This is a genomic window from Cyanobium usitatum str. Tous (assembly GCF_963920485.1).
GTDB lineage: Bacteria > Cyanobacteriota > Cyanobacteriia > PCC-6307 > Cyanobiaceae > Cyanobium_A > Cyanobium_A usitatum_A.
Map to the genome: position 1 here is coordinate 2,580,034 of NZ_OY986431.1, position 19,897 is coordinate 2,599,930.

Below are 19,897 nucleotides of genomic sequence, written 5' to 3' on the forward strand. Positions count from 1 at the left end.
GGAACCCGCAGGCTGAAATGCTCAGGGCGGCTCCGAATCTGGATGCAACGGCCGTAGCCACTCGAGTGGCGGCCGCTCCAGTTCTGGTGCGCAAGCCCATTCGTGCCCCAGCCGACTACGGCGTGCCCCTGCCGGAGTGGTTGCAGCGCTGCATCGAGCACGTGCCACCGGGGCAGGGGGAGAGCTGCCCCACCGATGCCGAGGCCCTGCTGGCCTCCGCCTTCGACTTCGCTTACCAGCTGCACGAGGGCCAGTTTCGGGCCAGTGGCGAGCCCTACATCATTCATCCGGTCGCCGTTGCCGACCTGCTGCGCGATATCGGTGCCAGCGCCGGCGTGATCGCTGCGGGCTTCCTGCACGACGTGGTGGAGGACACCGAGGTCACCGCTGAGGAGATTGAGCAGCACTTCGGTGCCGAGGTGCGGGCGCTGGTGGAGGGGGTTACCAAGCTCGGCGGCATTCACTTCACCAACCACACCGAGGCCCAGGCTGAAAACCTGCGCCGCATGTTTCTGGCCATGGCCAGCGACATCCGGGTGGTGCTGGTCAAGCTGGCCGACCGGTTGCACAACATGCGCACCATCGCGGCGCTCAAGCCCGAAAAGCAGTTGCGCATCGCCCGGGAAACCCGGGAGATCTATGCGCCTTTGGCCAATCGCCTCGGCATTGGCCGGCTGAAGTGGGAGCTGGAAGATCTGGCCTTCAAGATCCTCGAACCCGAGGCCTACCGGGACGTGCAGCAGCAGGTGGCCACCAAGCGCAGCGAGCGCGAGGAGCGCCTGGCGGTCACGGTGCAATTGCTGCGCGACCGGCTCGCCGCCGTGGGCTTGGCCAATTGCGAAGTGAGCGGCCGGCCCAAGCACCTCTATGGCATCTGGAGCAAGATGCAGCGCCAGCAGAAGGCGTTCCACGAGATCTACGACGTGGCGGCTCTGCGGATTCTTTGCCCCAACTTCGAGTGTTGTTATCGGGCTCTAGCGGTGGTGCATGACACCTTCCGGCCGATCCCGGGGCGCTTCAAGGATTACATCGGCTTGCCCAAGCCCAATGGCTACCAATCCCTGCATACGGCGGTGATCGGCCGGCACCGGCCGATCGAAGTGCAGATCCGCACCACCGACATGCACCAGGTGGCCGAATACGGCATTGCGGCCCATTGGAAATACAAGGAGGGCGGATCGCCTGCCGCCTCTGGAGCCGATGCCGAGCGATTCAACTGGCTGCGGCAGCTGGTTGATTGGCAGAAGGACGATGGCGGCACCGACAGCAACGACTTCCTGCGCTCGATCAAGGAAGATCTGTTTGACGAGGAGGTGTTTGTATTCACTCCCAATGGCGATGTGGTGGGTTTGCGTAAGGGGTCTACGGCCGTAGATTTCGCCTATCGCATCCACTCAGAAATCGGTAATCACTGCCAGGGCGTGCGCATTAATGATCGGCTATGCCCGCTCGCCACGCCTCTGCGGAATGGTGACTTCGTGCAGGTGATTACCGCCAAGACGGCTCACCCAAGCCTCGACTGGCTCAATTTCGTGGCTACCCCCACGGCCCGTAATCGCATTCGCCACTGGTATAAAACTAGCCACCGCGAAGATAATCTCCAGCGCGGCACCGAGATGCTCGAGCGCGAGCTCGGCCGCGATGGCTTCGATGCCCTGCTCAATGGGGAGGCGATGGCCAAGGTGGCTCGCCGCTGCAATCTCACCGGCACCGAAGACCTACTGGCCTCCCTCGGCTTTGGTGGGGTCACCCTGCATCAGGTGCTCAACAGGCTGCGGGAGGAAATGCGCCTGGCCAGCGAAGCCTCCGCCCCCGTGCTCAGCAATGAGCAGGTGGCGGCCAAGGTGGCGGCCCACGCGCCGGTGGGTGGGGGTGGCACCAGCTCAATCCTCGGCCTTGAGGGCCTCGACTACAGGCTGGGGGGCTGCTGCAGTCCCCTACCCGGTGAGCAGATTCTTGGCGCGGTGGCTCTCGGCAACCACGGCATCACCATCCACCGCCAGGACTGCTCCAACGTGGCCCAGGTGCCGGCCGAAAGGCGGCTGCCGGTGCGCTGGAACTCCGCCTCCGAGTCGCGGCCGCGTCGCTACCCCGTGCAACTGCGTATCGAGGTGCTCGATCGTGTTGGTGTGCTCAAGGACATCCTCACTCGCCTGTCTGATCACCGCATCAACGTCTGCGATGCCCGGGTGCGCACCAACCCTGGCAAGCCGGCCCGCATCGATCTGCGGGTGGAGCTCGACAGCGCCAGCCAGCTAGCCAGCACCATCAATCAGATCCGCTCTATGGCCGATGTGCTCGACATCGCCCGCACGGGCATCGGCTAGGGCAGGGTGAAGCCGGAGGTGTTGAGGTGCTTGAGGTCGAGCATCACCAGCGTCAGCCACACCAGCAGGGCCAAGCCGCCGGCGGCGCCTAAGCCAAGCAGCAGGGTTGATAGTGCTGAGGGCTGAGATCCCTTGCCGTTTGTCACGAGTGCCACTGAATAGGAGTTAATCCTCTCACTGCTGGGGCGGTCGTGACGATGGCTACAGCGTGCCTTTGAAGCCCCAGTTACAACCTGCCCATCCAGCGCAGGTGATGCCATGACCTCCGAGCAGGCTGCCCAACTGATAGACGACACCTTGGACCTGGTGCACCAGCGGCTTCAGGATCTGCAAGCCCAAGCCCTGCCCCGCGAGCAGCGCGCTCTGGCTGAGGAATTCCGGGAATGGCGCCATCCTGTCGATGGCCACATTGACTTAATGGTGTTTCCGGGCCTGGCCAGCTCCTGAACCAGGCTTGCCCCGCTCCAACCATTGCCAATAAAGCCATCCCCCCGCTAACGCGGTGGTGATTGCGACCAGGGTCGAGCCCAGCATCAGCCGACTGACCAAGGCCCCGCTGTTGTGCCAGATGCTGCCGTCCTTAAGGCTTGCCAGGCCGGGCCAGCCGGTGCCTGGCCCAATTATCCAGCAGCCAACTTGGTAGTTGAACCAATAGAGGGGCAGATAGGTGAATGGATTGCTCACCCAGGTGCCAGCCGCTGCCAGCAAGTGGTTGCCCCGGACCATTGATGCCAGTGCAACGCTCAGCACCATCTGCAGCCCAAAAAATGGAAAGCAGCCGCTGAAAAGGCCAACCGCCAGGCCTCTGGCCCGTTCGCCGTGGCTGCCTTCTTGGTGCCAGAGCCAGTTCAGCATCTGCCGTAGGCGGCGTGCCAGGGCGGTGTGGAGCTGAAATGGGGGCATGGGCTTCAACGACGCCGTATTTACTGACACCATCGCCGCGGTGGCCACCGCCGTGGCGCCGGGCGAGGGCAGTGTGGCGATCGTACGGATCTCAGGGAATGGGGCGGAGGCGATCGGCCGGCAGTTGTTTGCGGCCCCTGGCCAGCAGAGCTGGGAGAGCCACCGGGTGCTTTATGGCCATGTGGTGGATCCTGCTAGTGGTGAGCGGCTCGATGAGGCCCTGCTGCTGCTGATGCGGGCGCCCCGCAGCTTCACTCGGGAAGACGTGGTGGAACTGCACTGCCATGGGGGCTTGGTGGCGGTGCAGCGGGTGCTGGAGCTGGTGCTGGCGGCCGGGGCGCGGCGGGCGTTGCCGGGGGAATTCAGCCAGCGGGCGTTTTTAAACGGCCGGCTCGACCTCACCCGCGCCGAGGCGATCAGCGAAATGATCACGGCTCGTAGCCGCCGGGCGGCCCAGCTGGCCATGGCGGGCCTTGATGGCGGCCTGCAGCTTCGTATCGGTGCCCTGCGCGAGCGCCTGCTGGATCAGCTGGCCGAGTTGGAGGCGCGGGTGGACTTCGAGGAGGACCTACCCCCCCTTGATGGCGCGGCGGTGACGGCGGAACTGGCGGCGGTGCAGGTGGAGCTGGAGCAGCTGGTGGCTGAGGCGCGCCAGGGGGAGTTGCTGCGCCGTGGCCTGCGGGTGGCGATCGTGGGTCGGCCCAACGTGGGCAAATCCAGCCTGCTCAATTTGCTCAGCCGCCGCGAGCGGGCGATCGTGACCGACCTGCCTGGCACCACCCGCGACCTGCTGGAAAGCGAGCTGGTGCTCGAGGGGGTGCCGCTCACCCTGCTCGACACCGCCGGCATTCGCCCCACCAGCGACCGGGTTGAGCAACTGGGCATCGAGCGCTCCCGCGCCGCCCTGGCCGCCGCCGATGCGGTGCTGTTGCTGTTTGATCTCAGCGCCGGCTGGAGCCTGGAGGATCAGGCCCTGCGGGAGCTGGTGCCCGAAGGCGTCGTGCTGCTGGTGGCGGGCAACAAGGCCGATGGGGCTGGCCTGCCGGTGGGTCTGGTGCCCCCGGGGGATGGGGAGCCGGCAGATGTGCGCTTCAGTGCCCTCACCGGAGCCGGCCGCGACGAGCTGGTGGCGGAGCTGCTGCGCCGCTGCGGAGCTGGCTGCCTCGAAGGGGTGCAGGTGGCACTTAATGCCCGCCAACGGGATCTGGCGGCGGCAGCAGCCCTGAGCCTGGGGGCTGCCCTTGAAGCCGCGGCGCAGCAGCTGCCCTGGGACTTCTGGACGATTGACCTGCGCGCCGCCGTGCGCGCCCTCGGTGAGATCACCGGCGAGGCGGTGAGCGAGGCGGTGCTGGATCGGGTGTTTTCGCGGTTCTGTATTGGCAAGTAGGTCTCTTACCAAAATGCCGCTTGCCAAACTGCGATCACTTGATGGTGTGCATTGATGGCCAACCCCCGCTCCCTGCTTGCCGCCGTAGCTCTGTGCGCTGGCCTGGTGCCAGCGGCCGCTGCCGCTGAAAAGTCGACCGCGGCGGCCCTGGCCCAGTGCAAATCACCCGCGGCTGGCACCTTTGTGGTGCTGGGTAGCGGTCAGCAGCGGGGCGAACCCACGGCCCTGCTGATGCAGGAGCGCTGGTTTGCCGATGGCCGCATCGAAGGGGTGCGCTACCTGCGGGAGGGGCGCCGTTTTGCGGAAGATCGCTACAGCGGTCAGATGAAAGCCGATGCCAACTGCTGGGCCTTGGTGGAGCGCCAGGGTTCGGCCGGTGCCATGGCTGATGCGGTCGCCCTGGATCGCCTGGGCAGGCCGAGGACCTCGCTAGTGGTGGCCCCCAGTGAGGTGCTGTCGTTGCGCTATGTGGCCCAGGCCCCAGGCGCTTGCCGGCTGGAGCAGCTTGATGGCCTGGTCACCAGCCAGCAGCAGGGCCAAAGCTGCCTGGGTTCGATGACCCAGAGAGATTCCGCAGGCGTCCCCTACAACTACAAAGTGGTGCTGCTCGCCAATGGTGGTGGCTACGTCTACCTGCAAACCGACCCAGACAACCTCACCCTCGGTTTGCTGCAGCATCAGCGCTGAGGCCCCAGCGGGCCGCCAGGAACACCAAAGCCATCACCCCGTAGCCGAGGGCCCAGCTGCGGCCCACTCCCCAGCCCAGGTGCAGCACGGTGTCGGAGCTGGTGAATTGCCAGGCGTGGATCACACCAAACCAGGACAGCAGGGCTGCTAGGCCGGCGCAGGCCGCCGCCGCCAGCAAGCGGGCCTCGATCACGTACACGAGCATGCCCGCCAGCAGCATCGCTGTGATGATCTGGCCTTGCTCGAGGGCGAAGGCCCCGGCGGCCCACACATCGGCCTGGGCCAGGGGCGCCAGCAGGGCTGGCCCAAAGGGGTTGGCGGCGGTGCCGCTGCCACCGGCCCGCAGCCCTGCCTTGAGCATCAGGGCGCCCCAGCCGGCCAGCCCGGGCAGTAGCCCCAGGGCCACGGCCGGAGCATGGCGAGGCGGCGTGGCCTGGAAGGCCTGGGCAGCGATCACCAGGCCGATGTAGAACACGATCGCCATGCCGGCTTCAATCGGCACCAGTTGGCCAACCACGCCAAACAGGCCCAGCAGGCAGGCGGCGCCCATCACCACGCCATTGAGCCAGGAGTAGCCAATGCGGGCGCCCATGGCCTTCCAGCCCGGGTGGCCGATGTAGATGGTGGTGGGAAAGCAGGAGCCCAAGGTGGCAGCGGCCAGGGTGCCGATGCCATTGATCAGCATCGAGCTGGGCACCGGATAGCGATCGCCGGCGGCTTCGGCGCTCTCCAGGTTTTGCAGCGAACCGATCACATTAAAAAGTCCCATCGGCACGATCACCCCCAACCAGGGCACTAGCTGGCCGCGCGCCTGCCATAGCTCTGCCAGTTGCAGCTTGGGTACATGGAGCCCAATCAGGGCAGTGCTGCTCTGCCAGCGCACCGGATCGAGGTCGATCAAACCATTGGCCCAGGCCAGGGCGATGCCCAGCAGCACGGCCACCAGGCCGGCTGGCACCGGCCAGCGCACCGGCGCGTAGTAGCCCACCAGGATCACGGCCAGCACTGCCAGCCCCACCACCGGTTGGGCGTAGGTGCGCAGCAGGAAGCCCAGGGCGATGTAACCCAGGGCAATGCCCGCCAGGGTGGAGAGCAGGGCTGCGCGAGGCAGCCAGCGCTGCAGGCTGTTGCCGATGAAGGCACCAGAGCACTCGATCAACCCCGAACCCAGGCAGGCGATCAGCCCGGCTCGCCACGAGAGGGTTACCGCTGCGGCTGGATCCAGGCCCTGGCTCAAGGCCGTCAGCTTCACCGGCAGCATCACCAGAAACACATAGGCGAACAGGCTCACCGTGTTGATGCCGTAGGGGAGGGCGGTGCGGTCGTCGCGCCCCTCGCGCTGGGCAAGCTGAAAGGCCTGGCGGGCGTAGGCCAGGTTGCCCACCACCAGACTGATGCCAGTAGCCGGCAGGATCGCGCCAAAGATCAGGCTGTCGGGATAGCCGAGTACTCCGCGGCAGAGAGCCACGATCAACAGGATCTGGATCAGGTTGTCGAGCCCGAGGCCGAGGAAGCCATCGAGGTCACCGGCGGTCCACCAGCGGGGTTTGCCCATGGAAGCGCTCTGATGCGAAGTGCCTATCAGACTGGCACCACCCATCATGGGAAGCCTGGCCTGGAGAGGTAATGCCCGCTGCCCATCTGCCCTCTACCCCCGAGCTGGAACTGCAGCTGCGCGCCTGGCTGGCTGAAGATATTGGCCGCGGCGATCTCACGGCTGCGGCGCTGGCTGGTCGCCCTGGTCGGGCCCACTGGCTGGCCAAGGCGCCCGGGGTGTTTTGCGGAGGGGTGCTGGTGGAGCCGCTGTTCCGCTTGCTGGATCCGGCGCTGCGGCTGCAGTTGCTGGTGGCTGATGGTGAGCCGGTGGTGGCAGGCCAGCGCCTGCTGGAGCTGGAGGGTGGGGCCGCTGCCCTGGTGGCCGGCGAGCGCACGGCCCTCAACTTGGCCATGCGACTTTCCGGCATCGCCACTGCCACCGCCGCCCTGGTAGCCGAGCTCGAGGGCACGGGTGTGCGCCTTGTCGACACCCGCAAAACCACGCCGGGTCTGCGCCGACTTGAAAAGTACGCCGTTCGCTGCGGGGGCGGCAGCAACCACCGCCAGGGCCTCGATGATGCCGCCATGCTCAAGGAAAACCACCTGGCTTGGGCCGGTGGGGTGGCAGGTGGCTTGGAGGTGGCGATCGCGGCGGTGCGGGCCCATGCTCCTTGGCCGGCCCGGGTGATTGTGGAGGCGGAAACGGCGGCTGAGGCGGCGGCGGCGGTGCAGGCGGGTGCTGATGGGGTGCTGCTGGATGAATTCCCGCCGGCCCAGTTGCGGCAGCTGGTGCCCGAGTTGCGCAGCCTGGCTGGCGGCCGGCAGCTGGTGCTGGAAGCCTCAGGCGTGCAGCCCGAGCAGCTCCGCGACTACGCCAGCAGCGGCATCGACCTGATCTCCACCAGCGCGCCGATCACCCGCAGCGCCTGGCTTGATCTCAGCATGCGGTTTGATTTTTGAGCCCAGTTGGCAGAGCTGCGTTGGCACTAACGCCATGCCTCTTTATACTTCGGCTAGTTCATGTCGAGGTTGGGTGGCAGCACCAAAGCGCAGCTTTTCCAAGCCCAGCTCCCGCTTAGCTGGCCTTGGCCGCCGGCTGGCTGCTGGCGTGGGAGCTCTCGGGCTGCTGGCCGTAATGCCGGCGGCGGTCCAGGCCCAATCCCAAATCAAACCCCAGCAGGAGGGGGCGGTGCAGCGGGCAGCGCGCAGCGGCGAGCTGGTGCTGAGTGGTTTCGCCGACGTCCCGCCCTTAATGATGCTGAGCCCCCAGGGCCAGCCCTCCGGCTACGGCATCTTGGTGGCTGAACGCATTGCCGCTGAGCTGAGCCAGGCCGTGGGCCGGCCTGTGAAGGTCCGCTTTGCGCCGACCGGTGATCCGGCCAGCCTGGTGAACAGCATCACCAGCGGCAAGGCGGATCTTGCCTGCGGCCTGCCGTTCAACTGGGAGCTGGAGATGCGGGTGGATTTCTCGCTGCCGATTGGCCTTTCCGGCGTGAGATTACTGGCGCCCGCCGGTCGCTTTGATGGCAGCCCCACCGCCTTGGCGGGACGGCGGATTGGGGTGGTGCGCCAGTCCCTGGGTGAAACCGAACTGCGGGGCATGCAGCCAAAGGCCACGCCTGTTGCCTTCGACAACCTCAACGCTGCCGTGGCCGCGATGCAGGCCGGCAGCGTTGATGGCGTAATTGGCGACACGATCGTGCTGGCGGGGCTGGTGCGCCAGCAGGGCCTGCCCGGCTTGGCCCTCAGTCCGGATTTCCCCTACGAGGCTTACGCGGTGAGCTGTGTGCTCGCCGAAAACGACTCAGCCTTCCGCAACGTGGTCAATCTGGCGATTGCCAGGCTGCTCCAGGGCTATCTCGATGGCCAGCCAGACACGGTGACCGCCGTGAACCGCTGGCTCGGTCCGGCAAGTGCCTTGGGATTGCCTGAATCTGCGATCCGCGCCAGCTTTGAGGCTGCGCTTTTGGGGGTTGAGACGATTCGCCCCGTTCTTGAAGGTCAGGCTGCTACGACCGGCCGCTGATCCCCTCGCTGAAACCCTTTTTGCAGTTGTTATGGCGTTCTTGAACCGCTCCCATCTCTTCGGCCTGTTGCTGCTGGCCTCCCTACCCCTCGATGGGGCTGCGGCTCTGGCGTTAGCTAGCGCCCAGCATGAGCCTGCAGCCCAGGACCAAACCGCAGCCAAATCAACCTTCCTCAGCATTGAGGAGCGGCTGAGCCGCATTGCGGCGGCAGTGCAGGAGCGCGATGGCGACGCAGCCTCTGGTTTGCCCGATGACGCTATGTCGTACGTGTTCGTTAACGGCTCGGGCTTGGGCTGGGGCAATGGCGGCTTCCGTAACGGTGGCTTCTACAACGGCGGATTTAATAACGGGGGCTTCCGTAATGGAGGGTTCCATAACGGTGGCTTCCGCAATGGCGGCTTCCGCAATGGGGGCTTCTTAAATGGTGGTCGCTACTGGCGCTGATCGCTCCCCAGGCTGCTGAAGTGGAAAGCCAGGCTTATGGCCCCGTGCGGCTACTGGTGGTGCAGCCCACCCCCTACTGCAACCTCGATTGCGACTACTGCTATCTGCCCGATCGGGCTGATCGCACCCGGCTTTCGCTTGAGCTGCTCGAAGCGGCGGTGGAGCGGGTGCTCGATAGCCCCTATTTCGAGGGCCAATTCACCCTGCTATGGCATGCGGGCGAACCGCTGATGGCGCCAATCGCCTTCTACGACCAAGCCAGTGCTCGCCTGCGCCAGCTGCTCGAGCGGCGCGGCCTGCCCGCCGGCACGATCGTCCAGTCGCTGCAGACCAATGCCACCGTGATCGATGGAGCCTGGTGCGACTGCTTCGAGCGCAATGACATTCACGTGGGGGTGAGCATGGACGGCCCTGCCTTCCTGCATGACGCCCACCGGGTTACCCGCACCGGCCTGCCCACCCATGGGGCGGTGATGCGGGGAATCGACTGGCTGCTGCGGCGCCAGATTGCTTTTCAGGTGATCTGTGTGCTCACCGCCGACGCCCTCGACCATGCCGATGGCCTGTTTGATTTCTTCCTCGAGCACGGCATCACCGACGTGGGCTTCAACATGGAGGAAACCGAAGGTGAAAACGCCGCCTCCAGCCTCGAGGCTCCCTGCGCTGAGCAGCGCTATCGGGCCTTTTTAGAGCGGTTTTGGCAGCGCTGTATGGAGCAGCCGGGGAGCCTGCGTCTGCGGGAGTTTGACGGGATCGTCAGCCTGGCCTGCAGCAATGCCCGCATGGCCCAAACCGACATGAACGCTCCCTTCGCGATCGTCAATGTGGACGCACGCGGCAATGTGTCGACCTTTGATCCCGAGTTGCTGTCAGTGCCCACCGCCGAATACGGCGATTTTGCTTTTGGTCATGTGTTGCACGACAGCCTGGAAGCCATCGCCGCAACAGACAAATTGCAGCGGGTGCTGCAGGAGATTCGCTCCGGTGTGGAGCGCTGCCGCCAGGAGTGTGAGTACTTCGGGCTATGCGGGGGTGGTGCGGGCAGCAACAAATACTGGGAGCACCGCAGTTTCGACTGCACCGAAACCCAGGCCTGCCGCTATCGCATCAAGCTGGTGGCCGATGTAGTGCTGCAGGGAATGGAGGCAGACTTGCAGCTGGCTGGAGAGGGATGATCACAGCAAGTGCCTGCCGCTACTGCGGCCCACCGTTGCCATGCTGACCGTTCTCCACGCCCTGCAGGGCCAGCTTCTGGCAGCTATGCAGCGGGCCTTCCCGGAGGCGGGCCAGCCCCTCGATCCCCAGCTGGCGCCAGCGTCTAAGCCGGAATTCGGCGACTTCCAGGCCAATGGGGCCCTGCCCCTGGCCAAACCCCTGGGCCAGCCGCCCCGGGCTATTGCCACGGCGATCGTGGCGCAACTTACGGCCGATCCTGCCTTTGCCGAGCTCTGCCTGGAGCCCCAGATAGCTGGGCCCGGCTTCATCAACCTCACCCTGCGGCCCGAGCGCCTGGCAGCCGAGCTGCAGGCCCGCCTTGGTGATCCGCGTCTAGGGGTGCCGACGGTGGAGATGCAAGCCCCGGTGATTGTGGACTTCTCCAGCCCCAACATCGCCAAGGAGATGCACGTGGGGCACCTGCGCTCCACGATCATTGGCGACTGCCTGGCCCGGGTGCTGGAGTTCCGCGGCCACCCGGTGCTGCGGCTCAACCATGTGGGCGACTGGGGCACCCAGTTTGGAATGCTGATTACCCACCTCAAGCAGGTGGCGCCCGAGGCGCTCGAGCACCCCGATGCGGTGGACCTGGGCGATCTGGTCGCCTTTTATCGCCAGGCCAAGGTCCGCTTCGACGACGACGAAAGCTTCCAGACCATCTCCCGCGAGGAGGTGGTGAAGCTGCAAGGGGGCGATCCGGTGTCGCTTAAGGCCTGGGGATTGCTATGCGACCAGAGCCGCCGCGAATTCCAGAAGATCTACGACCAGCTCGGCATCCGTCTCACCGAGCGCGGCGAATCCTTCTACAACCCCTATCTGCAGGCGGTGGTTGACGACCTCAGGGCTGCCGGTCTGCTGGTGGTCGACGCCGGTGCCGGCTGCGTTTTTCTTGAGGGGGTGAGTGGCAAGGATGGCCAGCCCCTGCCGTTGATCGTGCAGAAGAGCGATGGCGGCTTCAACTACGCCACCACCGATCTGGCGGCGATCCGCTACCGCTTCTCCCAGGCAGGTGATGGCGCCAGCCGGGTGATCTATGTGACCGATGCGGGTCAGGCCAGCCATTTTGCCGGCGTGTTCCAGGTGGCCCAGCGGGCGGGCTGGATACCCTCCCACTGCAGCGTCGAGCACGTGCCCTTTGGTTTGGTGCAGGGCGACGATGGCAAAAAGCTCAAGACCCGCTCCGGCGACACGGTGCGCCTCAAGGACCTGCTCGATGAGGCGGTGGAGCGCACCGAGGCCGATCTGCGTCAGCGCCTCGCCGATGAGCAGCGCAGCGAAGACGAGGCCTTCATCCAGCAGGTGGCCGCCTCCGTGGGCTTGGCGGCGGTGAAGTACGCCGACCTCAGCACCAACCGGATCACCAACTATCAGTTCAGTTTTGATCGGATGCTGGCGCTTACGGGCAACACGGCGCCCTATCTGCTCTATGCGGTGGTGCGCATCGCCGGCATCGCCCGCAAGGGCGGCGATCTGGGGGCTGGTGCCGTTGCTTCACTCACCTTCAGCGAAGCGCAGGAGTGGGCGCTGGTGCGGGAGCTGCTCAAGTTTGATGGGGTGCTTGCTGAAGTGGAGCAGGAGCTGCTGCCGAATCGGCTTTGCACCTACCTATTTGAGCTCAGCCAGGTGTTCAACCGCTTCTACGACCAGGTGCCAGTGCTCAAGGCCGAGGAGCCGTTCCGCTCCTCCCGCTTAGCCCTGTGCCGCCTCACCACCGACACCCTTTCCCTCGGTTTGGGCCTGCTCGGTATCCCTACCTTGGAGCGGATGTGATGGAGCCCCAGGCGCGCCCCGAGGTTGAAGGGCTCCAGGCCTACAGCGCGCCGCTGGAGGGGCGGCGGGGGATGCTGCGGCTCGATTTCAACGAAAACACGATGGGCCCAAGCCCGCAGGTGGTGGCTGCGATCCGCGCCATTCCGGCTGAGCAATACGCCATCTATCCCGAATACGACGGCCTGCGCCAGGCCGTGGTGGCCAACCTGGCCCTGCCCTTGGCGCCCAGCCAAATCGGCCTGTTTAACGGGGTCGATGCGGCGATCCACGCCATTTTTCACGCCTACGGCGACCGGGGCGACACCCTGCTCACCACCAGCCCCACCTTCGGTTACTACACCCCCTGCGCCCAGATGCAGGGCATGGCGATTGAGGCGATTCCTTACAGGCTGCCGGATTTTGGCTTCCCATTCGAGGAGCTGCGGGCGGCACTGCAGGGCTATCCGCGCATCCTGCTGATCTGCAATCCCAACAACCCCACCGGCACCCGCCTGGCGCCCGAGCTGATCCTGGAGCTGGCGGCCTCGGCGCCGGGCACGCTTGTGGTGGTGGATGAGCTCTATGAGGCCTTCACTGGCGACAGCGTGCTGCCCTTGGCCGATTTCGCTGCCACGCCGAATCTGCTGGTGCTGCGCTCACTCGCTAAAACGGCTGGCCTGGCGGGCCTGCGCATCGGTTTTGCCATTGGGGCGGCGCCAGTGGTTGATCGGCTCGCTCGGGTCACAGGCCCCTACGACATCAACAGCTTCGCCGTGACTGCCGCCCATGCGGCCCTGGCGGACCAGGCCTATGTGGATTGCTATGTGGCCGAAGTGCTGCGGGCCCGCTCCTGGCTGGTGCAGCAGTTGCAAGCGGCTGGCGTGCGGCATCACGCCGCAGGCGGCAACTACCTGCTGATCTGGCCCGAGCGCCCGGCTGAGGAGGTGGAGCAGCGTCTGCGGCAGGCCGGAATCCTGGTGCGCTCGATGGCGGCCAAACCTTTGATCGACGGCTCCTTGAGGGTGAGCCTTGGCACTACCGAGCAGATGCAGCGTTTCTGGGCTGCCTATCTGCAGGTCGCTTAGCGCATCACCTCGATCACCATGCCATCGCCGAGTTTGCCCGGCAGGCTGAGGGTGCGGCCAGGGCGCTTCACCGGGGTGCCGGCCATGGCATCAAGGAAAGGTTGCAGGGTGGTTTGGTCGCAGTCTTTAGGGGTTGTTTTGCCGCTGACAAATTGCACCGGGATCACGCGGCGGGGCTGGAGCTCGCGCACCACCTCGGCGGCTTCGGCACCGGTGTACACCTTGGCGCCGCCACCCACGCCGATGATCAGCACGTCTGGGCGACCTAGCATCACCTTGTCGGCGGGAGTGAGCCGGGCCGCGGTGCCGCCGAGATGGGCGATGTCCAGGCCGCCCTGCTTCCAGCGCCACAGGGTGGATTGGCCGAAGCGGCGCCCACCAACGCGGTCGTGGGGACCGGCAATGCCTTCGATTGAAAGGCCACTCACCTTGAAGGAGCCTGGATCCACCAGCATCTTGCCGCTGGCCACCGGTGCGCCCTCATCCAATAGTCGGCTGCTGGCCAGGATCACCGTGGCACTCACCCGGGGTTCGGCCAGGCCAGCGGCGCAGGCCACGGCCTTAAAGGGATTAACCAGCACCCTTGCCCCGCCACCACTGATCAGCAGGGCGCTGTGGCCGTAGCTGGTGATCGTGACGCCGCTGCCTGCGAGGGCTGGGCCGGATGCCAGCAATGCGGCGCCCAGGCCGAGGGAACTCAAGGTGAGAGCAGCGAAGGTGGGCAGCGAGCGCATGGAGAGGCGGCAATCGCTGTGAAGCTAATCCAACAGACTTGCTATGGCTGGCTAGCTGGCCTGGCGCAGAAAGTTGGCCAGCAGCGCATGACCCTCCTGGGTGAGCACGCTTTCGGGGTGGAACTGCACCCCCTGAATGTGGGGGAAATCGCGGTGGCGCAGGCCCATGATCGTGCCGTCGTCGAGCCAGGCGGTGATCTCGAGGCAGTCGGGCAGCGACTCGCGCTCGGCGATCAGGCTGTGGTATCTGGTGGCGGTGAGCGGGTTGGGCAGACCCTCAAACACGCCTTGGCCGCCGTGGTGCACAGGCGAGGTTTTGCCGTGCATCAGCTCCTTGGCCCGCACCACCTTGCCGCCATATACCTGGGCGATCGATTGGTGGCCCAGGCACACGCCCAGGGTGGGGATGGTGGGGCTGAGCTCCTGCAGCACCTCCAGGCATACCCCCGATTGATCTGGATCGCCGGGGCCTGGTGAAATCAAAATGGCGGCTGGCGCCAGCGCTCGGATCTGCTCGAGGCTGAGGGCGTCGTTGCGCTCCACCCGCAGCTCAGCAGCTATTGGGTGCTCGGGTGCCAGCTCGCCTAGATACTGCACCAGGTTGAAGGTGAAGCTGTCGTAGTTGTCGAGAACGAGAAGCATCGCCGCGCCTGGCCTGCCTCCATTCAAAGGCCCAGCCGGTTCAGTAGGGGGGGCACGAGTAGCAGCAGGGCGATCATCAGCGACGACAGGGCCGCCACCAGCACCGCAGCGGCGGCGCAGTCCTTGGCGATCCGGGCCAGGGGGTGGAACTGGCGGCCGATGGCCAGATCCACCACCGCTTCAGTGGCGGTGTTGAGCAACTCCAGTACCAGCACCGCCGCCACGGTGAGCACCAGCACGGCCAGCTGGGCCGTGGGTAGTTGCAGCCACAGCCCCAGGCTGAACACCACCGCTCCAGTGATCACATGGATGCGGAAGTTGCGCTGGCTGGCAAAGCCGTAGGCCAGGCCTTGGGCGGCATAACGAAAACTCGCCGGCAGGTCACTGGCCACCGTCCAGGCCCGGGCCCTGAGGCGGCGCCCACGAGTTTCTGGTGTCGGTAAGGGGCGCAGATTTGTCATGGCTCCGCTGGCACCTTAACCAGCTCTTTCTGGCGCGCCAACATGGCGGCGAGTCTGGCTTCGTCGGGATGGTCCCAGCCCAGCAGGTGGAGCAAGCCATGGCTGGCCAGAAACAGCAGCTCCTGCTCCAGGTCGTGGCCATGCTCCGGCGCCTGGCGGGCTGCCGTTTCTACGGAGATAAATATGTCGCCCAGCTCCAGGGGCTCCGCCTCCCCGGATGCCGGCATCGGCGGGGTGCCATCGGTTGTTTCGTCTTGGGCGGCGAAGGCCAGAACGTCGGTGGGGCCTTCCTTGTGGCGCCAGTCGGCATTGAGCTCGGCGATTTCGGCGTCAGCCACCAGGCTCAGCCCCAGGCTGTAGGCGGGGGCTTGCAGGGCAGCGGGGAGCTCCGGGACCAGCTGGTGTAGCCAGGCGCCCAATAGGGCCTGCCAGTAATCGGCAGCTGCCAGCTGCGGGGCTACCTCCAGATCGGGATCAGCACTAAAGGCCAGGTCGAGATCGGTCGAGGCGGCCATCTCAGCCTCCGGGAAGTTGGGGGCGGCCGAGCCAGGCGATCAGCAGCAGGAAGCCCGTGAGGCCGAGGGCGGTGAGGCCGAAGTGAAACAGGCTTTGGCGGCCCTTGCGCACCATGTTGCGCATCGCCAGCTTGATGAAGCTGGGGTTCTGCTCAGTCATCGCTGCCGCCTCCAGCTAGCTCGACGCCCGCATGCAGCAGGCTCTGGATGAAGGGATCGAGATCGCCGTCCATGACGCCCTGAACATCGGTGGTTTCCTGCTGGGTGCGCAGATCTTTAACCATTTGATAGGGGTGAAACACATAGTTGCGGATCTGGTTGCCCCAGGCCGCTTCCACAATGTCGCCGCGGATGTCGGCGATCTCGGAGGCCCGCTGCTCCTGGGCAATCACCAGCAACTTGGCCATCAATAAGGCCATCGCCTTCTCTTTATTTTGCAGCTGGGAGCGCTCCTGGGTGCAGCGCACAAACAGGCCCGTGGGGATGTGCAGGATGCGCACGGCCGTTTCCACCTTGTTGACGTTCTGGCCGCCAGCGCCGCCGGAGCGCGAGGTGGTGATTTCCAGGTCCTTGTCGGGGATGTCGAGCTTCACGTCCTCGTCGATCTGGGGCATCACCTCCACGCCGGCGAAGCTCGTCTGGCGTTTGTCGTTGGCATTGAAGGGGGAGATGCGCACCAGCCGGTGGGTGCCCTTTTCGTTGCGCAGATAGCCGTAGGCGTAGCGGCCCTCTATTTCGATCGTGCAGCTCTTGATGCCCGCTTCCTCCCCCTCGCTGAGCTCGTCCACACTCACCTTCATGCCGTGGTCTTCGGCCCAGCGGGTGTACATGCGCATCAGCATCAGGGCCCAGTCCTGGGCGTCGGTGCCGCCGGCACCGGCGTTGATGCTGATCACGGCTCCCTCCTTGTCGTAGGGGCCCGAGAGCAGGCGCTCCAGTTCCCAGCGATCCAGGTCGGCTTTGAGGGACTGCAGGGCTTGGTTGGATTCGGCCAGCAGCTCCTCATCGGGCTCGAGGCCGTAGAGCTCCACGGTGGCCTCCCCATCGGAGACGCTGGCCTGCCATTTGGCCAATTGCTCAAGCTGGGCCTTCACCTCGTCGAGCTGGCGCATCTTGAGCTGGGCCTGCTTCTGGTCATCCCAGAAGTCGCTTTGGGAGGCCAGCTGCTCCAGATCCTGTTGGCGGGCTTTCAGGGCCGGTACGTCAAAGACAGTCCTGGGCGTTGCCCAGGCGGTCAGTGAGCTCGGAGAGGTCGCGCTTGAAGTCGGTGAGATCGAGCACCGGTGCGGCTGAATAGTTGCTTGACGGTATCAGCGCCGGCCAGCTGCGCCGCTAGGGGGCGGGGCTGGGAGAGGGGTTTTGTCGATTGGCTAAGTCTTAGCTTAGCTAAGTGTTTTAGGTGCAAGGCTCCCGGTCCCGCGCGCCCTGGCTCGCTTCTACGATCAGCAGAACCTGACCGGAGCCGTTTAAATGGCCGCCACCGTTGAGATCTATACCTGGCGGGCCTGTCCCTTATGTGTGCGCGCCAAGGCCCTGCTCGACCGCAAGGGAATTGCATACACCGAATTCGCCATCGATGGCGACGCGGCGGCACGCTCGGCGATGGCGGCAAAAAGTGGCGGCAGTCGCTCCTTGCCCCAGACCTTCATCAATGGCCAGCACGTGGGTGGTTGCGACGACCTGCATGCCCTCGAGCGCTCCGGCCAGCTCGACGTTCTGCTGGCGAGCTGAGCGGTGGCATCCCAACTGTTTGTGATCGATCCGATCGCCCGGCTCAATCCAGCCAAAGATTCCAGCGTTGCCCTGATGCAGGCAGCCCAGCGAGCCGGCGAGCAGGTGTGGGTGTGCACCATCGCCGATCTTGCTGCCGCCCCAGTGCCAGGAGACCTCCAGCAAGGTCATGGCGCCTGGGCTGTGGCCACCCCAGTGAATTGCGAGCCCTGGTTTGAACTTGGCGACCCCCAGCTGCTGCCCCTAACCGCCTTCCCGCGGGTGTGGATGCGCAAGGACCCGCCGGTCGATGAGGCCTACCTCTATGCCACCCATCTGCTGGAGCTGGGGGAGCGTCAAGGAGTGCGGGTGCTGAATCGGCCCGCTTCGCTGCGGGCCTGGAACGAAAAACTCAGTGCCCTGCGCTGGAGCCAGCTGATGGCCCCCACCCTGGTGGCTAGCCGGGTCACGGCGCTGGCCGCTTTCACCGCCGAGCATGGCGAGGTGGTGCTCAAGCCCCTGGGGGGGCGGGCTGGCCAGGGGGTGGTGTTTGCTTCTGCAGCAACTCCTGGCTTGAGGGCCCTGCTGGAGCTGGTGACTGGCCAGGAGCAGCTGCCGGTGATGGTGCAGGCCTTCTTGCCCGGGGTGAGCGCTGGTGATAAGCGCATCCTGCTGGTGGATGGCGAGCCCCTGGGGGCGGTGAATCGCATTCCCGCCGGTGGCGCAGGGGGGGAGTTTCGGAGCAACCTGGCCGTGGGCGGTGCCCCGGAGGTCACTGAGCTCACGGCGGCGGAGAGGGCTATCTGCGCTGAGTTGGCACCAGCTTTGCGGGCTGAGGGTTTGTTTTTCGTGGGCATCGATGTGATAGACGGCCGCCTCAGCGAGATCAATGTGACCAGCCCCACCGGCGTGCGCGAGGTGGAGCGGCTGGCCGGGATTCCCCTGGCGGATCAGACGATGGAGCTGCTGCTGGCCGCTTGATGGTCGGTGGCGCAACTGAGCTGCTGCTGCAGTACGCCCAGCTTCAGGGCTACCTCCTGCAGCTCCCGCTCCACCGTTGAACCTCGCACTAGGCCAGCACCGGCGGTGAGCTCAAGCCGGTCGCCCCGCAGGGTGCCGCTGCGGATCGCCACCCGCAGGTCGGCGTCACCGGCGCTGTCGATCCAGCCGATTGGGGCGGCGTAGTGGCCGCGCTCGAAGGGCTCCAGGCTGCGCAGCCAGGCCATCGCCTCGCGCCGTGGCAGGCCCGCCACAGCTGGGGTGGGATGGAGGGCGGCGGCGATGCTCAGGGCCTGATGCTGGCCCAAGGCTGCCGTGATCGGGGTGTGCAGATGCACCAGCTGGCCGTGGCGGGCCAGGCGTGGATGGCGCGGTCGCCGCGGGTTAAGACCCGCTCTGGCGAGCACGGCGGTGATCGTGTCCACTACCAGCTCATGCTCATGGCGATCTTTGCGGGAGTGCAGCAGCCCTGCGGCCTGCTCTCCAGCTGGGGCGGTGCCCGCTAGGGCATCACTGCGCAATTGCCCCTGGCGCACCGTGAGCAGCCGTTCGGGGGAGGCGCCGATCAGGGCAGTTCCATGGGCTTGCTGCCACAGAAAGCGGCAGCTGCCGCTCTGGTGGCGCCGTAGGGGGGCCAGCAGGGCCAGGGGATGGGGCGCGGCTTCAAGCTGCAGCTCCTGGCGCACGGCTAGCACCACTTTTTCCAGCTCGCCCCTCTCCACCCTCTCCAGGCCCCGCTCAACCGCGGAGCGGTAGCTCTCCTGCCATGGCGAACTGCGGCGGATGGCGATGCGACTATCAACCCTCAGCTCCAGCCCGTCTTGTTGTTGCACTAGGCGCTCAAGCCGGCGGGCCTGCTCCCACAGCTCTTCGGCTAGCAGGCGCGGCGTCACGCCGCCGCCGAGGCTGCGCTGCAGCCGCAGCCAGCAGTGCTGGCCCTGGCGGCTCAGTTGCCAGCGCGGCAGCACGGCCTGTACGCCAGGGATGGCTGTAGGTCCCGGCTGCAGGGGCGCTTCAAAGAAGCCGAAGGCCAGCAGCACCCGCGGCCGGGCCAGGGGCGGGCCGTTCTCGGGGGTGGCTAGGCGGCTGAGGCAGGCGCTGGCAAACCGCTGGGCCAGCTCAAAGCGGCGTGGACCACTGAGCTCGAGGCTGTTGGTGCGTCCGGCGGCGGCAATGCAGAGCCCCGGTGCCCCATCCCACAGGAAGCGGAAGCTGTCGCCGCCTGGGGCCAGCTGTTCAGCCTCGGGCTCCAGATGGGGTAGCAGCAGCATCGGGTCGCCGCCGGCCAGGGGCAGGGCCAGGCTGAGGACGCCCTCCTCTTCCAGCTGGCGTGCCCGCTCGTTGGCGGCGGCCAGCAAACTGGTGAATGAATCACCCGTTGAATTGGTGAAGGAAGAAGGGGCCTGCACCAGGAAGGGCCGGGGCCGCGACGAAGAGCTGCTCAAATGTATGGGCCCTGCAGTGGCTGCCGCCTGC

General features: G+C 65.9%; 22 protein-coding genes. 12 read left to right on the forward strand and 10 right to left on the reverse strand.

Annotated features, from left to right (window positions below; all coding sequences use genetic code 11):
* Positions 1-17: 17 nt before the first annotated feature.
* Positions 18-2,327 (forward strand): RelA/SpoT family protein, encoded by a 2,310-nt coding sequence (locus U9970_RS13840; RefSeq protein WP_322764687.1) that lies wholly within the window; start codon positions 18-20, stop codon positions 2,325-2,327.
* On the opposite strand, the gene U9970_RS13845 is transcribed toward U9970_RS13840, so the two are convergent.
* Positions 2,324-2,473, reverse strand: coding sequence for a hypothetical protein (locus tag U9970_RS13845; protein ID WP_322766161.1), 150 nt, complete (start codon positions 2,471-2,473; stop codon positions 2,324-2,326). The genes U9970_RS13840 and U9970_RS13845 overlap by 4 nt on opposite strands.
* Positions 2,474-2,585: 112 nt before the next feature.
* Between U9970_RS13845 and U9970_RS13850 the strand changes: the two genes are divergently transcribed.
* A complete protein-coding gene (locus U9970_RS13850) occupies positions 2,586-2,774 on the forward strand; it encodes a hypothetical protein (protein WP_322764688.1) in 189 nt (62 codons plus the stop codon).
* On the opposite strand, the gene U9970_RS13855 is transcribed toward U9970_RS13850, so the two are convergent.
* Positions 2,742-3,230, reverse strand: coding sequence for a DUF2062 domain-containing protein (locus U9970_RS13855; RefSeq protein WP_322764689.1), 489 nt, complete (start codon positions 3,228-3,230; stop codon positions 2,742-2,744). The genes U9970_RS13850 and U9970_RS13855 overlap by 33 nt on opposite strands.
* On the opposite strand from U9970_RS13855, the gene mnmE reads away from it, so the two are divergent.
* Positions 3,229-4,617 carry a tRNA uridine-5-carboxymethylaminomethyl(34) synthesis GTPase MnmE gene (gene mnmE, locus U9970_RS13860; RefSeq protein WP_322764690.1) on the forward strand — a complete coding sequence of 463 codons (1,389 nt, stop codon included), beginning with the start codon at positions 3,229-3,231 and terminating at the stop codon, positions 4,615-4,617. The genes U9970_RS13855 and mnmE overlap by 2 nt on opposite strands.
* 54 nt (positions 4,618-4,671) lie before the next feature.
* Positions 4,672-5,304, forward strand: coding sequence for a hypothetical protein (locus U9970_RS13865; protein WP_322764691.1), 633 nt, complete (start codon positions 4,672-4,674; stop codon positions 5,302-5,304).
* Here the strand turns inward: U9970_RS13865 and U9970_RS13870 are convergent.
* Positions 5,273-6,859 carry an NCS2 family permease gene (locus U9970_RS13870; protein ID WP_322764692.1) on the reverse strand — a complete coding sequence of 529 codons (1,587 nt, stop codon included), beginning with the start codon at positions 6,857-6,859 and terminating at the stop codon, positions 5,273-5,275. The two genes, U9970_RS13865 and U9970_RS13870, sit on opposite strands and share 32 nt — an antisense overlap.
* A 71-nt stretch (positions 6,860-6,930) precedes the next feature.
* Between U9970_RS13870 and nadC the strand changes: the two genes are divergently transcribed.
* The 6 genes from nadC (at position 6,931) to U9970_RS13900 (ending at position 13,360) form a co-directional block, all read left to right on the forward strand.
* Positions 6,931-7,800 (forward strand): carboxylating nicotinate-nucleotide diphosphorylase, encoded by an 870-nt coding sequence (gene nadC / locus U9970_RS13875; protein ID WP_322764693.1) that lies wholly within the window; start codon positions 6,931-6,933, stop codon positions 7,798-7,800.
* A gap of 73 nt (positions 7,801-7,873) precedes the next feature.
* Positions 7,874-8,866: an extracellular substrate binding-like orphan protein GrrP gene (gene grrP, locus U9970_RS13880; RefSeq protein ID WP_322764694.1), complete on the forward strand. Its 993-nt coding sequence runs from the start codon at positions 7,874-7,876 to the stop codon at positions 8,864-8,866.
* Between the two features lie 31 nt (positions 8,867-8,897).
* Positions 8,898-9,311 (forward strand): GrrA/OscA1 family cyclophane-containing rSAM-modified RiPP, encoded by a 414-nt coding sequence (grrA, locus tag U9970_RS13885; RefSeq protein WP_322764695.1) that lies wholly within the window; start codon positions 8,898-8,900, stop codon positions 9,309-9,311.
* A 20-nt stretch (positions 9,312-9,331) separates the two neighbouring features.
* Positions 9,332-10,486: a cyclophane-forming radical SAM/SPASM peptide maturase GrrM/OscB gene (grrM, locus tag U9970_RS13890; protein ID WP_322764696.1), complete on the forward strand. Its 1,155-nt coding sequence runs from the start codon at positions 9,332-9,334 to the stop codon at positions 10,484-10,486.
* Between the two features lie 40 nt (positions 10,487-10,526).
* Positions 10,527-12,296, forward strand: a complete 1,770-nt coding sequence (argS, locus tag U9970_RS13895; protein ID WP_322764697.1) for an arginine--tRNA ligase — start codon at positions 10,527-10,529, stop codon at positions 12,294-12,296.
* A complete protein-coding gene (locus U9970_RS13900) occupies positions 12,296-13,360 on the forward strand; it encodes a pyridoxal phosphate-dependent aminotransferase (protein ID WP_322764698.1) in 1,065 nt (354 codons plus the stop codon). The genes argS and U9970_RS13900 overlap by 1 nt, the downstream gene beginning before the upstream one ends.
* On the opposite strand, the gene U9970_RS13905 is transcribed toward U9970_RS13900, so the two are convergent.
* The 6 genes from U9970_RS13905 to prfB all read right to left on the reverse strand — a co-directional run bounded on the left by U9970_RS13905 (position 13,357) and on the right by prfB (position 16,993).
* A complete protein-coding gene (locus U9970_RS13905; RefSeq protein ID WP_322764699.1) occupies positions 13,357-14,094 on the reverse strand; it encodes an MBL fold metallo-hydrolase in 738 nt (245 codons plus the stop codon). The two genes, U9970_RS13900 and U9970_RS13905, sit on opposite strands and share 4 nt — an antisense overlap.
* Before the next feature lie 51 nt (positions 14,095-14,145).
* Positions 14,146-14,736: an anthranilate synthase component II gene (locus U9970_RS13910; protein ID WP_322764700.1), complete on the reverse strand. Its 591-nt coding sequence runs from the start codon at positions 14,734-14,736 to the stop codon at positions 14,146-14,148.
* Between the two features lie 23 nt (positions 14,737-14,759).
* Complete coding sequence (locus U9970_RS13915; protein ID WP_322764701.1) at positions 14,760-15,197, reverse strand: diacylglycerol kinase family protein; 438 nt, start codon at positions 15,195-15,197, stop codon at positions 14,760-14,762.
* A complete protein-coding gene (gene ybeY / locus U9970_RS13920) occupies positions 15,194-15,712 on the reverse strand; it encodes an rRNA maturation RNase YbeY (protein WP_322764702.1) in 519 nt (172 codons plus the stop codon). The genes U9970_RS13915 and ybeY overlap by 4 nt, the downstream gene beginning before the upstream one ends.
* Position 15,713: 1 nt before the next feature.
* A complete protein-coding gene (locus tag U9970_RS13925) occupies positions 15,714-15,872 on the reverse strand; it encodes a DUF3285 domain-containing protein (protein WP_322764703.1) in 159 nt (52 codons plus the stop codon).
* Positions 15,865-16,993, reverse strand: a protein-coding gene (gene prfB / locus U9970_RS13930; protein ID WP_322764704.1) for a peptide chain release factor 2 whose coding sequence is annotated in 2 segments (ribosomal slippage) — positions 15,865-16,917 and positions 16,919-16,993 — 1,128 coding nt in all. Because the reading frame shifts where the segments join, the coding sequence is not laid out codon by codon here. The genes U9970_RS13925 and prfB overlap by 8 nt, the downstream gene beginning before the upstream one ends.
* 189 nt (positions 16,994-17,182) lie before the next feature.
* Here prfB and grxC point away from each other — a divergent pair.
* The gene (gene grxC, locus U9970_RS13935; RefSeq protein ID WP_322764705.1) at positions 17,183-17,443 is read left to right on the forward strand and encodes a glutaredoxin 3; all 261 of its coding nucleotides are present in this window, start codon (positions 17,183-17,185) and stop codon (positions 17,441-17,443) included.
* Positions 17,444-17,446: 3 nt separating this feature from the next.
* Entirely contained in the window at positions 17,447-18,403 is a 957-nt protein-coding gene (gene gshB, locus U9970_RS13940) for a glutathione synthase (protein WP_322764706.1), read from the forward strand.
* On the opposite strand, the gene U9970_RS13945 is transcribed toward gshB, so the two are convergent.
* Positions 18,373-19,833: an isochorismate synthase gene (locus tag U9970_RS13945; protein ID WP_407653122.1), complete on the reverse strand. Its 1,461-nt coding sequence runs from the start codon at positions 19,831-19,833 to the stop codon at positions 18,373-18,375. The two genes, gshB and U9970_RS13945, sit on opposite strands and share 31 nt — an antisense overlap.
* Positions 19,834-19,897 lie beyond the last annotated feature (64 nt).

What these genes read in the sequence shown, in the direction of transcription:
- U9970_RS13840 (WP_322764687.1), top strand. Translation starts at nt 18, where the DNA reads ATGCTCAGGGCGGCTCCGAATCTGGATGCAACGGCCGTAGCCACTCGA.
- U9970_RS13850 (WP_322764688.1), top strand. Translation starts at nt 2,586, where the DNA reads ATGACCTCCGAGCAGGCTGCCCAACTGATAGACGACACCTTGGACCTG.
- mnmE (WP_322764690.1), top strand. Translation starts at nt 3,229, where the DNA reads ATGGGCTTCAACGACGCCGTATTTACTGACACCATCGCCGCGGTGGCC.
- U9970_RS13855 (WP_322764689.1), bottom strand. Translation starts at nt 3,230, where the DNA reads ATGCCCCCATTTCAGCTCCACACCGCCCTGGCACGCCGCCTACGGCAG.
- U9970_RS13865 (WP_322764691.1), top strand. Translation starts at nt 4,672, where the DNA reads ATGGCCAACCCCCGCTCCCTGCTTGCCGCCGTAGCTCTGTGCGCTGGC.
- U9970_RS13870 (WP_322764692.1), bottom strand. Translation starts at nt 6,859, where the DNA reads ATGGGCAAACCCCGCTGGTGGACCGCCGGTGACCTCGATGGCTTCCTC.
- nadC (WP_322764693.1), top strand. Translation starts at nt 6,931, where the DNA reads ATGCCCGCTGCCCATCTGCCCTCTACCCCCGAGCTGGAACTGCAGCTG.
- grrA (WP_322764695.1), top strand. Translation starts at nt 8,898, where the DNA reads ATGGCGTTCTTGAACCGCTCCCATCTCTTCGGCCTGTTGCTGCTGGCC.
- argS (WP_322764697.1), top strand. Translation starts at nt 10,527, where the DNA reads ATGCTGACCGTTCTCCACGCCCTGCAGGGCCAGCTTCTGGCAGCTATG.
- U9970_RS13900 (WP_322764698.1), top strand. Translation starts at nt 12,296, where the DNA reads ATGGAGCCCCAGGCGCGCCCCGAGGTTGAAGGGCTCCAGGCCTACAGC.
- U9970_RS13905 (WP_322764699.1), bottom strand. Translation starts at nt 14,094, where the DNA reads ATGCGCTCGCTGCCCACCTTCGCTGCTCTCACCTTGAGTTCCCTCGGC.
- U9970_RS13910 (WP_322764700.1), bottom strand. Translation starts at nt 14,736, where the DNA reads ATGCTTCTCGTTCTCGACAACTACGACAGCTTCACCTTCAACCTGGTG.
- U9970_RS13915 (WP_322764701.1), bottom strand. Translation starts at nt 15,197, where the DNA reads ATGACAAATCTGCGCCCCTTACCGACACCAGAAACTCGTGGGCGCCGC.
- ybeY (WP_322764702.1), bottom strand. Translation starts at nt 15,712, where the DNA reads ATGGCCGCCTCGACCGATCTCGACCTGGCCTTTAGTGCTGATCCCGAT.
- U9970_RS13925 (WP_322764703.1), bottom strand. Translation starts at nt 15,872, where the DNA reads ATGACTGAGCAGAACCCCAGCTTCATCAAGCTGGCGATGCGCAACATG.
- grxC (WP_322764705.1), top strand. Translation starts at nt 17,183, where the DNA reads ATGGCCGCCACCGTTGAGATCTATACCTGGCGGGCCTGTCCCTTATGT.